The following is a 13,122-nucleotide window of genomic DNA, read 5'->3' on the forward strand; positions in this document are numbered from 1 at the left end:
GGAAGAAGGAGTCGGCGTTAGGTCAATGTAACAGCTTCTTGCCTTCTTGGATGGCCCTGAGCCACGGCTCCGGCAAGTCGATCACGTAAGGCAATAGAGGAATCAACGGACCGAGCGCGGCAAAGCTGCGCGAGACCAGATCGTCCTTGAACAAGGAAAAGGAATGCGGTTCGGAAGACTCGGCGGGAACGGATTGGAGCACCGTCTCACGGGTCACGGGCCACAATACTCCTTGTCGCCGCCGCGGCAGCGTGAGGCCTGGTCGCCGCGGCCGGCCTTCTCGAGCGCCTCGGCTCTCTGCGCGGAACGCCAATCACACTTTTCGCTTGGGATCGAACTCGCGCCGCCCCTCTCGAACGCCGCTGCCGCCCGTCGCTCGATAATGGACCCGATGTATTTGCCCAACTGTACCTCGTTCTTGAAATGCGGCGTATCGGATTTTTCGAGCCATGTGGCGATCCATCCCGCTTGGCCGTCTCGATGCTTCCCCGCCCTGTCCAGCCACGCGATCGCCTGGCGTCGATCCCACTTGAGACCACCCCAACCGAACTCATACGACAGACCGAAGATGAGCTCCGCCTGGTCATAGCCCTGTTCAGCGCTCTGTCGATAGAGCTGGATCGCCTTGGCTTGGTCCGTTGCCACGCCGTCGCCTTCGAAATACAAATTTCCCAACGAGAATTGGGCCGCGCGATGTCCTTGCGCTGCCGCCTTCCCATACCAGTCCGCCGCCTGCTTGAAGGCCACCTTCTGCCCCAAACCTTCCTGATAGGTTCGGCCAAAGAGGGCTTGAGCGCGCGGATGCCCGGCCTTCGCGACCTCCAGCAGAATCGGCGTAGCGGCGGCGTAGTCCTTCTTCATAAAGAGGTCGTAGCTCCGTTTGAATTGCGCTTCGACCTTGGGAGCCGCAGCCACAAACTTTTGCGGAGACTCGAACGGCGTCGGCTTTTCCTCGGCATTTCGCAGAGGTGTCGAGGGCTTGATCGGCACGGTCCGGCTCGCCTGGTCCGGAGGCCTGCGGGAGGTGGACTGATCGCCGTTGCTCTCTTGTCGCCGGACTAAGAGGTCGCTCAGGGCCCCTTCCCGATTGCTCTTGAATGCCTTGACGAAGGGTTGAGCGGGATCGGCGCTCACCAATGTGGTGCCGCCTTCGGCGAGGGAGAGGCGATTGACATAGCCGCCCTGTTTCCATTTGAGCGTGATCGCCCCCTTGGCTGGGTCCAGGCATTCCCAGGTTCCGGAATTGCCGGACTGCTGGGTAAACGTGCCGTCCGGTTTGATCGTCACCTCGCCGCCGGCAAACCAGACCCACATGCCCACGACCGCCTCGCAAGAGGCAGCATGGGCGGGGGATTCGATAGTCGGCGGTGCGATGAAACAGGCCGCAAGAACCGCCGGGGCAAAGAACCGGGCAGGCAGGCGACGGGGGATCATCGAAGGCGGCCTCCCCTTTCGCCTCAGGAGGTTCACTGGTGACTTACCCTAGGGCCTTTGACGGGTCGAACTCTGAACCGAATTACGGAGAGAAGTCAATGGCTGCAACGTGCCGGGAACATAAGGGGGAGGTCAGAAGGAAACCGGCCGATCGGTCGGTCAGAACGGGTTGGATTGGTATGCAGCCTCGGAAGCGCAGGCCGGCTAGGAAACGGTTCGGATTGCCGGCATCGATGGGAGACCGGACTTGGCCGAGCTGCAGTCACCCACAGCCCGGCCTGAACCGAACAACTAGTAGAGGTCCCTCACTGCCCCGCCTTCGACTGCAGGGGATGCACGTCGATCACCTGTCCCGCTTCGTTCAGTTCCGCCCGCACCTTGGCGCCATCCGTGACGCTTGCCGGCAAGTCCTGCTTTTCGAGCTGGTACTTGCGTTCGCCCTGTGCAGTCTTGAGGGTAATCTCGCGCTGGAGTTTGCCGATCGATAGCACCTGTCCGGTGACGAACTTGTGTTTTCCTTCCGTCCCCTGAGGGTGCACATCGAGGACCATATTGTTCTCGTCGATGACGACCGTTACCTGATCGCCCACCTTGGGCATCTCATACCCATGCCGCTGCGACCGGTTTTCGTTGAGTTGATAGGTGGTGCCATTGGGGACCCGCACTGCCAACGCCCCCCCTTTTTCGACGACCACACCCTGCAACTCTTGATGGTGACTCATCGTGCGGTTTTGTTCCGCCCGGCCCGGCTGAATTTCAACGCCGATGCTGGCTGCCAGCACCAATGACAGGAAGAAAATGTGTCGCATGGTTGTCCCTCCCCTAATTCGGGCGTCCTGGGAAAATGTGTCCGCCGAGAAAGGCCCGACAACATCAGGGTACCGTTCAATCCTCCGACCGGGGACTAGGAGAAGCCCTGGCAGGCAGGAGGAAGGACGCGAGAGGACGTGAAGCGTAAGACAAAAGGCGTGAGACAAAAGAGCGAGTCTTTGGACAAGATTCGCGAGAGGGAGGCATCTGCGCCGAGTGAGTTCGTCCTGGAATACTGAGAGTAGCAGGAGACCAAGGAAGCCCGTTCCTCGGGGCTAGAGTTTCCTGGAATCATGTCCAACATCAATGCGCCGAGACATTTGCGCAATCACTGCCTCCTTGACCTATAAACTGCAGACCTTACCGATTCACCGGTTGCCTTCGGGCTTCGCTTTGCTTTGATCTGACCAAGGCTCAGCAGCGCGAATCAATCCGCAAGCCAGGCGACGCATCGAATGATTGGCAACTAGACCCGTCCCTGCATCAAAATTGTAGCGATACTCCCAAATGGCGGGGTCTTGAGACGTGACGGCAAGTCGACTCGTCAGGAGCCTCAGATACGCCAGAATCTCGCCGTGTTCAAATATCCTATGAATTCGAAGCCCAGTCGCGTTGTAGTTTCGAGGAGGATTCTTAGACGAAAACCAACCAGTCACCGGCGAAGGGTCGAATGCAAATACTTCATCGACCTTCGGGCCATAAGGTTCCTGCTCAGGCTGCTTAAAGACATACGCAAAATGTTGTGCAAGACCACCACCCAGGGAGTGTCCAGTTGCGATGACTTTGATTCGCTTTCCATCCGCGGTTTCCAAATTGTGAGTGGAGGTGTTTATCTTATAAGGCCCTCGGGGAGAGGTAATAACGTCGTAGAACTCGGACGCCAAATACTTGGCAGCAAGGATATATTGATCCTCGATACCAGGGATGAAACGCAGAAACCAACGCAAGTTGGCTTTCCAATCTGGCAAGTCAGTGAAATTCGTACCCTCAAAGATTACAACTATCGTCCGGGGATGTTCTGTTCTCTCAAGAACCTCAACATACATTCCTTCTTTTAGCATCCGCGCCTGAAGATCCTTGCTTGGGAAATCCCACTTTCTCCACCCCGCAACTGGAAGAGCGAGACCATCATCTTTGCATGCCGCCTCAAAATCGGCCTGGGTCATTTTCGCGCTATAAACAAGCGAACGCTCAAATTCCTTTCGTTTTGCACGTACATTCTCTTTTCCCTCACGGTATGCATTCTCGCTCAACGCGGCATATTCCCATTGCTCCTTCGCCGGTGTCGCCGCCGATACCGGATCTCCGTACCGCCCGATTTCAGGATCCCGAATCAACACCTCATCGGCACCTTGGCGAAAATTCACACACCCACACAAGGTCATAATTGCGCCAATGACAGCCATGCCTACCATATGAGCAGTTCTAATCATCTACTTACGAATCTCCTCTTTCGTCAGACACACATTTCTCTCGGCAGTCTTAATTTTGACAAGACTGCCACCCCAACCTGACAATGCTGCCGCACTCAGACACGACAGATAATTGCACTGCATCCGAGCTGAGTGGTCGGACCAATACGACTTGGCTGGGTGAGAGAATCCAGATTCCAGATTCCAGAAGGGTTGTTTCGGGTCGCCACTACGTTTCGCAGGGGGCGCCGCAAAATCCATCACCTTGCTTTAGAATTGAGGGCACAGCCAAGCCAGCGACGCCAGCACCATCAGAACTTAAAGCCATATCCGAGGCTGAGCAGGAGAAACACGTGCCCTTTGTCCGGCCCGCTCAGATTGAATCCAGCACCGATATTGACTAACTCCCCGAGAAACCCGACTGATATCGCAGGTTGAATGGCTATTTCCTGATTTCCTTCGCTTTTGGACGCATACACAATCGGCGTAACCGACATCCACGGAATCACCTTCTTGTTATCTGGTTGCATCCACGCGCCGTCGAAAGTTTCGCCTCTACAATCTTTTTTGATTTGCTTAATACCAAACCTAGCTTCCGGAGTTTTACCGTCCTCACTTCTAGCCAATTTGACATCACTGTAGAGACGCATAGAGAATCCGGCCCCCACCCCTGTATTAAACCCAGCCTTCTTCGAGGCTAAGTCATAGGTGAGCACCTTGGCTGCAACGGTTGGACCGAACGACACATTCCCAAAGTCACCTGCGGCAACTGGCTCCTTACTAAGATCCTTGAGACACTCACCCCGAAAATCTTTGATCTCCCTCTTCTCTTGAGTCACTTGCTGATCCCGCGGTGCCACCTCAGCTTTTTTATCAGAAGCCTCTTTCGCATTGGGCGGGCCCACAACCTCAGCATCACCAGTAGCACCGTTGGCTTGGCCACAAATTGACATGGAGAAAACCGAAATAAGCACGGCGACCCTCATTCCAGAAAAGGCCCTCAGCTTCTTGCACATATATCCTCTATCCTCCAAGCATTGGATTCCCAGGCAACAATCAAAACATTCTCACTACGAGTGCTTGCATTGCTTCATTGGACGAACCATTAAATCGGATGCGTGATTTGTAGTTTAGTCACGTACGTCTTCGCAATATGTCCGAACGGCCCTACGTAACATGTAATACCAGTATTTCATTTGACATTTTCCCGTCGTACCGCCGATGAGCGACTCGCACTTCAATCACGGCGCATACATAGCTGAGAATGGTTCAATTACGTGTATTATTGGATGCGCATCGTGGCCTGCGAGGATGAAATTCGTGAGAGAATTCCCCACGCAGGGATCATAAGGCACACATGCAAAGGCTTGCGTTACCCAAATCTTGCGGGAGAGTGTTTGTGTGAGGACTGAGATCCCTCCGGTCTTGTCGAGTGGCACAGGCATTGGTCAGGTAAGCTCATGCGACAAATGCCCCAACGGATGCGAAGGCAGCAACTAAGTCGGTTCATGCTTGCGCAGCAATGCGAGAAGATGGACACCCAGGGCTCTCAAACCTTTGGAGTGAATAAACTGAGTCTGTCCCCGCGGAAGGCCCGCAGCGCTTCAACGAAGCTCCATAACCTGGCAGCCGGACTGAGGTTTCACCCACAGGGCCGACAAACGAGCCCTCTGATCTCCCAACATATATAGTCCCGACCCAGCAGAATTGGCTTGGTGCCTTGTGTTATCCTGAATAAGCCAAGAGACGGGAGGTTTCACCATGTGCCTCTCACGGAGATTGCTGACTACCGCCGCGATTCTCGCGCTCTGGCTCTCCAGCTCTACGTACCTGACGTCCCCGACTCTCGCTTCCTCCACCATCTATAGCTACACCGACGAGGAAGGCGTTCCGACCTTCACCAACGAACTCGAGTCGGTACCGGAAAAGTATCGCCAGCAGCTTTCGCAACGGGATCTCGAGACATCGGAAATCGCTGTCACGCCTCCGCCGGTCGTTGCCGCCGATCCCCCCATGCGTTCGGCCGAGGCGCGTACCGTGACGGCCAGCGGCGAGCATCGGATGGGCGACCATGACAACCGTACGGATGCGATTCGCCTCGCGTTGGAGGCAGCGAAGAAAGACGCGCTCGAGCAGGTGGCGACCTATGTGGAAAGCATTACCGAAGTGCGGGATCTGAATGTTACGCGGGACGATATCCGAAGCTATACGGCCGGCATCGTGAAGGTGGTGGACCAGACGGTGAGCACGAGGCTAGAGCAGGACCAGGTCGTGATTCGCGTGGATCTCACGGCGGAGATCGACCCGCATGAAGTGGTGCGGGCGATTGCCGCGCTCCGGGAGAATGAACAGGCTCGAAGTGAATTGTTGGCGCTCCGCGCCGAGACCGATCGGCTACAGGAACAGCTCGATGCCAACAACCGTGCCCTCGCCGCCGCTACCACTCCAAGCGACGTTCAACAGTACCAGGATCAGCGCCAGGACATGCTCGACCAGCTGCAGGCGAACGCGCTCCTTTCGCAGGCTTGGACGAGTTGGACCTACCCGACGCTGGGCTTCTACTCCTATCCTTGGTTCGGAGCTCCCGGCATCTACGGCCTGCTGCTCCAAGTGCAGCGCATCTATCCGCACCACAGCCATCTCCCGCTCGCGCAACGGACGATCACCGTCTACAACAATCCCGTCCCACCGGCGCAACCGCCGAGTTCGACGCCGCCGGCACCGCGTCCGTCACTCTTAATGCCGCCTGTTCCGCACGTGTACCAACGCCCGGCTCCGCCGCTCTTGAACAGCCAGGGGCAACAGGCCAAGGTGGGTGACGCGGTGGTGATCCCGACGCCCCGATCCGTTCCTTCCGCTCCGCAATACACGCCGCAACCGCCGCCCTATCAGCTCCACCCCAACCATTTCTGGCGCCCCAGCCCGCCAAACGTCCGCACCACGCCGTCCAGCCCGCCGCAGGTCTCCTCGGCTGCGCCCCACCATTATAGTGGCCATCTCGGGCATGCAGGCGGAGGCCATTCGAGCGGAGGCAGCAGGTCCGGCGGAAGCCGCGGGGGGAGAAGATAGCGGACGGCGTATACCCAATGGCACAAACGATGCCGCTCCGCGGTCTCTCGTCTCACGCACACGTGGTGATGCGTCATTCGAGGGCACGCGGAGTATCCCCTGATCCCAATTCCCTCGATATACGAACGACGAGATACGAGATACCTCGCACCAGATTCGCCCATCCCACCCCCAGTCCCCCGGCTTGAGTAGCGTCCCTCAATCCTATATATGTAGAGAGTTACCCGGGAGGGTTCGAACCTCCCAGGGGGATTCCGCGCAGTAGGCCGATCACCGGACGGATTGAATGGAACAACCCCATGGGCGTCCAAGAAACACTCGCCAGACTCCGTGCCGGGCTACTCGACCTTTCGGATCGAAACCCGCTGCTGAACTTCAGCCACCCGCGCCATGCCTGTCTGGGTCTGGTCGGTGAGCGTCCCAACGAGCTGTACGCCCGCCTCCTGAACGGCGAAACTTTCTCCTTTCAGCCCGGCACCGTTGCGCAGAAGCCCGCGGCATCGCCCGACTGGCCGAAGGACAACGGCGGGCAACGCCAACCCCGTCCGAACGGCGTGCTTCAAACCGCACACGACCGCGACGAACTCGCTCGCTTGCTCCGCCGCCTCCATCGACAGGCGGAAACGGTGGTCGAAGAAGCCGGCATCACCATGCTGTTCCTGGCCTTCGGCTTTTTGGAGTGGCACGATCCCGCGACCCCGAACAAACCGCTCTTGGCTCCCCTGCTCCTGCTGCCGGTTACGCTCAAGAAGGCCTCGACGCATGAATCGCTCGGCTCGCTGAACTACAGCCTTGAATATTCCGGCGAGGAGATCGCCACCAACCTCGCCCTCGTCGAACGCTTCATGCGGCTGGACCTTCACGTGCCGCCGGTCACGGACGAGGACGTGCCGGAACAGTATGTGGCCAAGATCGAGCAGCTGCCGGGGCTCGCGCCGGACTGGCGGGTGCGGCGATGGCTCACGCTCAGCCTGCTTCCGGTGGGTGACGCCCTCGTTTATCGCGATCTGGATCAATCCCGCTGGTACGAGCCTCAGTCGTTCCTCGGCAACCAGCTCGTGCACGACTGGCTTGATGACCCGACCGGGACGCCGGCCACGGTTGAGCCCCCTGAATTTTCCGATCCATCCGACGAGAGCGGGCCGTCGACGCCCGTCATCTTCGAGGCAGATCCTTCGCAACAAGCCGTGCTCGACAGGGCCCGACAGGGGAGGAACCTGGTCGTTCAAGCCGCTCCCGGGACCGGCCGATCCCGCACCATCGCCAACCTCATCGCCGCAGCCATCTCCGGCGGGCAGTCTGTGCTGTACGTCGGCGCCAAACGCGCGGCCTTGGACCATGTGCATCGCTTGCTGGCGGAAGCCGGATTCCAGGAATTCTGTTTCGACTTGCAGCGCCGCACCATCCGCACCGAGGCCCTGCTGCGCCTAATCGATCGGCGCATGCATCTCGTCTTGCCTCCGCCGGGCGAAGATCGTCTGGCCGACGCCGAACGGGAACAGCAAGAGCTGCAGGACGCACTGCGGGCCTATGCGGACGTCCTGGAACGCCCGGTCGACGGGGTGAAACGCTCGGTCGCCGAGGTCCTGTGGGAACGCGAGCTCTGCTTGCAAACCCACCCGAGCCTGCGGCCGCTTGAAGCCTCCCTCTGCCAATTGGAATGGACGCCGGACGACGGCTTCGACCTCGCGGAATTGCGGCGATGCACCACCCTGTTACAAAACCGGCTTGCCGCCTTGTTCGCCGCCTCGCCGCGCCTGAGCCATCACCCTTGGTATGGTGTGGATGTCGCGCCTTCGGAAGGCGAAATGACCGCGGCGTTGGAAGCAGGCAAGGCCGTGGTCGCGCAGGGTGAATCCCTCCAGGTCCTTACCGACAAGCTGCGCGATCTGCTCGGGGCGCCGGTCTTCACCAGGCAGGACGAGCTGCACCAGCTGGCCGAGTGGGACGGTGCCCTCCCCTCCGTCACGCCGTCAGCCGCACTGGAATTACTGGAAGCCTTGCGCGACGGGAACACCAGACGTCTCCTCGCTCAATTCATTGCCGACCTCGAAGCGGTGGCCCAAGAACGGCAGACCCTTGCCTCCGACTTTCGCAACGTGCCGTCCGACGTCGATCGGATCGATCTCGCACCCTTGCGCGCGATCCGCGGCTCGAGTCTGGAAGGACTCCCGTTGGAACAGTTCGAATCTACCGTCGGCCTGCTCGAGGCGGTGGTGCACGATTTGCGGCTGGCGCGCGAAGCGCTTCAGGGCGCAGTGGAGGGAATCGGCCTGCCGGGGCCGATCACGCTGCCGTTCGTCGAAAGTTTCGACCAGACCATCTCGCTGTTGATCGAGGTGCCGTTCGATCTGCTGCGCATGCGCGACCCAATTTTGCTCGACGATTCGCTCGCCGCGACCCGCAGGGATGGGACCGAACGGGGCATCCACCTCCAGGAGCGCCGGCGGATGTTGTCGCTCGAATACCTGATCCCCGTCGACCACGACCTGGACGAGCTGGAAGCCCATGCGAAAGCGCTCCAAGGCACGGCCGCGATGGCACGTCTCTACAGCGGCGCCTATCGCCGAGCCCGCCGCTTCTATATGGAGGTGCATCAAGGGGGAAAGGCCGCCGATTCGCGCGTGATGGCTGATGCCCTGTGGGACCTTCGCGACCATTTGGAATTGAGCCAGCGGTTTGCGGCCCAGCCGGACTATCAGCAGGCCTTCGGAAACAATTTTCGTGGGATCGACACGCCGTTCCAACAGGTCGCCGCGCTGGAATCCTGGTATGCGAAGGCCCGGGCGCTGCTTGAGGGAACCGGCGGGCCCGCGCAGGATTTCTTGAACCTGCTCATCCAGGGCCCGATCGAGCACCTCGCGACGCTGCGTCGTTGGGCTGAAACGAACGGCCGTTCACTGCAGATGATCCGGTCCCTCAAGTCGCACCTGATGAAGGCGGTTGAGCGCGATCCCGACCATCCCCTCGACGTCACGCGCGGGACGTTGGACGGCCTGGCCGACGCACTTCGGCTCCGCATCACCACCCTGCAGACCGTCTTGGCGACGGCGCAACAATTGTCGCTCGCGCCCACCAAAGCCGTCGCGGAGGTGCCGGCGCTGCTGCGGAAACTCGACACCTATCGAAAGCAAGACGCACGCATCGTCGGCAACCGGACAATGGAGCGGCTGCTCGGCACGTCGTTCGCAGGAAGCCGGACGCCGATCCCGCCGCTCCAGGACGCGTTGGCGTGGAGCCAACAGGCCGCCGCGCTGCCGCTGCCGCCCGAGATCAGCAGCTGGCTGTTCTCCCGTGACTACCCGGCCCGGCGCGCCGCGATCGAACCGGTGCTGATCCAACTTCGCGCCGCAGCCTCGACCTGGCATCACGCCTGGACGACGTTCGCGGGTCTGCTGCGGCTGAATCTCGCCAACTGGACCGCCGAGGAGTTGCCTGCCTCCTTATCCGTCCTGCTCGAGCGAACGAAGCGAGCGATCGCCCACTCGGAGCGCTTACGCGACTGGGTGGAATATCTCAGGGCAGTCGAAGCCTTGGCGCATGAGGGAGGCCCGCAGATCAGGCCCTTGCTCGAAGCGGGCGAGCTGCCGCTCGAGGACGTGCCTCACGCGTTCGAGCTGTTCGTCTGGAACTCGCTGGCGCAGTCATTGGCCGAGCAACACTCTGAACTGCGCGATTTCGACTCGATCGAACAGGAACGCCTCCAGGAACAGGCGGCCGAAGGAGCCCGATCGCTCCTGCTCACGCACCGCCGCTACATGCGATACAAGACGCAACGCCCCCTGCCTGCCGGTAACGCCGAAGGAGCGGTGAAGAGTTGGACCGATCGCGGCCTGCTCACGCGGGCTATCGCAGGCGACGCGCCCCAAATCGGCGTCCGGCAACTGTTCTCGCAAGCCGGTTCCGCCCTCGCCGCCCTGTGGCCCTGTCATCTGATGAGCCCGCTGGCGGTGGCGCAGTACCTTCCCTCAGGCCGACCGACATTCGATCTCGTGATCATCGATGAAGCCACCAGGCTCCGCCCGGTCGAGGTGATCGGGGCGATGGCCAGAGCCAAGCAAGCGGTGCTGTTCGGCGATAGCCGCCGCCTTGCTCCGACCTCCTCGGCCGACCTGTTCGTGCAGTCGGAGATCGAAGAGGAGGAGCAGGCTTCTCTCGCCGCTCCGGACACGGCCGCAGCCTGGGGCGAAATCCGTTATGGGCAAGCCCTCAGCCTCAGCCGGCATGACCGCAGCCGGCATGACAGTCTTATGGCCTTCTCCAACCGCACCTTCTACGACAATGCGCTGACGGTCGCCCCAAGCCCGGCACCGGACGACCGAACGTTTGGCGTGACCTGCCACGTCATCGAACAAGGATGCTACCGCGATGGGAGCAACCTGCCCGAGGCGGAAGCGATCGTGGAGGCGGCCATCCGCCATGCGGCGGACCAGCCAGACTTGAGCCTCGGCATCGTGGTCTGCACCGTGCGGCAACAAGAGCTGATTCAGGATCTGTTGGATCGCCGCCTTGATCAGGATCGCACGCTCCGCGCATTCATCGCCGCCCATGAGCGAACCCCGGGCTCGCTATTCGTCAAAACCATCGAACGCGCCCAGCGCGAGGTGCGGGACGTCGTGCTGGTGTCGCTGACTTACGGGCGCGACATCGATGGCGGTTTCCGCTCTCATTTCGGCTCTCTCGAAGGTCCGCAGGGACCACGGTATCTGAACGTGCTCGCCACCAGCGCTTCGCAGCGGTTGGAGATCTTCTGCTCCTTCGATCCAGCCGCGTTGGATGAACGCACGTTGGCCGCGCGAGGAGCCGGCTCATTGAAACCCTTTCTCCGCTATGCCGTCACGCGCGCGATGCGGCCCATCCAAGACGAAGCGATATCCTCCGAAAGCCCGCTCACCCAGGCGATCACCCGCGCGCTGAACGCCCGCGGCTTCTCGGTCGACTCGCGCGTGGGACCGGTCGATTGCCGTGTTGATCTAGCCGTACGGCACCCGGATCTGCCGGGGCGGTATCTCCTGGGCTTGCTGTGCGATGCGCCGTCGGTTGACGGCGGGGGACGGGGAGTCTCGACGGATCGCAGCAGGGAAGAGCGGCTGCGCGGGCTTGGATGGGCGCTCCATCGCATTTGGTCCGCCGCCTGGTACCAAGACCCGCACTACGAGGCAGACCGGCTACTCGCGACCCTGCGCACCCTGTTGGAACAAGAAAGCGACAGCCGACCCGCGCCGTCCCCACTGGTCAGCCCCGGTATGCCGCTCCACGACCCGGACTTGGAATAACGCAGGCACCGGCATCCGACTAAAAAGCCTGGCCACCCCTTACCGCCGCCTCCGCTGACGACCGCACCGGCAACTTTCTCTTTGACACGATCGTGATCGTCCCGATTACGGTATAGTAACTGCACGATGGCCACGACCTTCTCCCGCACGATTCGCACCCCGCGGCGGCGACCGCGCAGGGGCCGTCGCATGGCCGCAGGATTTCGCCGCGGCCTCCGCACGCGCTGGCACCTGTTCCGGGCCGCCCTCGCCGCCTTGTGGGCCTCGCCTGCCGCCATCCGCATTCCGGCCGTGACCATGCTGATCGTGCTGGTCTGGCTGGGAGCGAACTGGGCCTACCATGCCGCGCAGAAACCGACCGAAGTGTTTTTTCCGCTGGACAACTCGTTGGATAAGAGCCCGCGCGAAACCTGGCGGCAATACGGCCCGCTGTTCCGCGAGCATGCGACCTCCTCCGTGACGCCAGAACTACTGGCGGCGCTGGCCCAGGTCGAAGGCGGCGGCAATCCGGTGGCACGCACCTATTGGCGCTGGCGATCGACGTGGAATCCCTTTGAGTGGTATCGCCCGGCATCCAGCGCGGTCGGAATGTATCAAATGACCGACGGCACGTTCCGCGCCGCCAAACGCTATTGCGTCCATAACCACGCGGTTGTGGAGGACGGACCGTGGCATGACCTCGAATCCTGCTGGTTCAACAGCCTGTACACGCGAGTGCTGCCGAGCCATTCCATCGAACTGACGGCCGCCTCGCTCGACCGTGACATCGCCTCTGCGCTCGGCGTGCGCCGTGGCGCCGCCGGGGTGCGACAGAAGCAGGACTTAGCCGCCCTGATCCATCTCTGCGGAGCCGGGGCGGGGCGGGATTTTGCGGCCAGAGGATTCCGCCTGACGCCCCATCAGAAATGCGGCGACCATGATGTGGCCGCCTATCTCGGCCAGGTGCGTGGCCTGACGCAGCAGTTCACCAGGCTCGCGGCCGGAGCAGGCGGCGAACCCACGCTGATTAGGGCTCGCTGAACCAGCAACTAGGGGCTTGCCCAGTGACCCGCGGAACACTCCTGCGACATGTCTACTGTCACAATGTGGCACACCCTCCTCCGTAGCGCACTTCGCACGCT

At 60.9% G+C, this 13,122-nt stretch carries 8 protein-coding genes; 3 read left to right on the top strand and 5 right to left on the bottom strand.

All coding sequences use genetic code 11. The features are described from left to right. Positions 1-22: 22 nt before the first annotated feature. The 5 genes from KF814_06840 to KF814_06860 all read right to left on the bottom strand — a co-directional run bounded on the left by KF814_06840 (position 23) and on the right by KF814_06860 (position 4,672). Positions 23-217: a hypothetical protein gene (locus KF814_06840; protein ID MBX3235850.1), complete on the bottom strand. Its 195-nt coding sequence runs from the start codon at positions 215-217 to the stop codon at positions 23-25. Continuing rightward, a complete protein-coding gene (locus tag KF814_06845) occupies positions 214-1,434 on the bottom strand; it encodes a sel1 repeat family protein (protein ID MBX3235851.1) in 1,221 nt (406 codons plus the stop codon). The genes KF814_06840 and KF814_06845 overlap by 4 nt, the downstream gene beginning before the upstream one ends. Positions 1,435-1,739: 305 nt before the next feature. Continuing rightward, a complete protein-coding gene (locus tag KF814_06850; protein MBX3235852.1) occupies positions 1,740-2,243 on the bottom strand; it encodes a hypothetical protein in 504 nt (167 codons plus the stop codon). 369 nt (positions 2,244-2,612) lie between these two features. Next, entirely contained in the window at positions 2,613-3,677 is a 1,065-nt protein-coding gene (locus KF814_06855; GenBank protein MBX3235853.1) for a DUF2974 domain-containing protein, read from the bottom strand. Positions 3,678-3,967: 290 nt separating this feature from the next. Beyond that, on the bottom strand, positions 3,968-4,672 hold the full coding sequence (locus KF814_06860; protein ID MBX3235854.1) for a hypothetical protein: 705 nt from the start codon (positions 4,670-4,672) through the stop codon (positions 3,968-3,970). A 745-nt stretch (positions 4,673-5,417) separates the two neighbouring features. Here KF814_06860 and KF814_06865 point away from each other — a divergent pair. The 3 genes from KF814_06865 (at position 5,418) to KF814_06875 (ending at position 13,021) form a co-directional block, all read left to right on the top strand. Next, entirely contained in the window at positions 5,418-6,725 is a 1,308-nt protein-coding gene (locus KF814_06865) for a DUF4124 domain-containing protein (protein MBX3235855.1), read from the top strand. Positions 6,726-7,024: 299 nt separating this feature from the next. Next, positions 7,025-12,001: a DUF4011 domain-containing protein gene (locus KF814_06870; GenBank protein ID MBX3235856.1), complete on the top strand. Its 4,977-nt coding sequence runs from the start codon at positions 7,025-7,027 to the stop codon at positions 11,999-12,001. Between the two features lie 297 nt (positions 12,002-12,298). Next, positions 12,299-13,021, top strand: a complete 723-nt coding sequence (locus tag KF814_06875; protein ID MBX3235857.1) for a transglycosylase SLT domain-containing protein — start codon at positions 12,299-12,301, stop codon at positions 13,019-13,021. The last annotated feature ends 101 nt before the right edge of the window (positions 13,022-13,122 follow it).

It is taken from the genome of Nitrospiraceae bacterium, assembly GCA_019637075.1.
Taxonomy (GTDB): domain Bacteria; phylum Nitrospirota; class Nitrospiria; order Nitrospirales; family Nitrospiraceae; genus JAHBWI01.

Bases quoted from the DNA above. Each gene is read 5' to 3' on its own strand.
- KF814_06875 (MBX3235857.1), top strand. From the start codon at position 12,299: ATGCTGATCGTGCTGGTCTGGCTGGGAGCGAACTGGGCCTACCATGCC.
- KF814_06865 (MBX3235855.1), top strand. From the start codon at position 5,418: ATGTGCCTCTCACGGAGATTGCTGACTACCGCCGCGATTCTCGCGCTC.
- KF814_06845 (MBX3235851.1), bottom strand. From the start codon at position 1,434: ATGATCCCCCGTCGCCTGCCTGCCCGGTTCTTTGCCCCGGCGGTTCTT.
- KF814_06855 (MBX3235853.1), bottom strand. From the start codon at position 3,677: ATGATTAGAACTGCTCATATGGTAGGCATGGCTGTCATTGGCGCAATT.
- KF814_06870 (MBX3235856.1), top strand. From the start codon at position 7,025: ATGGGCGTCCAAGAAACACTCGCCAGACTCCGTGCCGGGCTACTCGAC.
- KF814_06860 (MBX3235854.1), bottom strand. From the start codon at position 4,672: ATGTGCAAGAAGCTGAGGGCCTTTTCTGGAATGAGGGTCGCCGTGCTT.
- KF814_06850 (MBX3235852.1), bottom strand. From the start codon at position 2,243: ATGCGACACATTTTCTTCCTGTCATTGGTGCTGGCAGCCAGCATCGGC.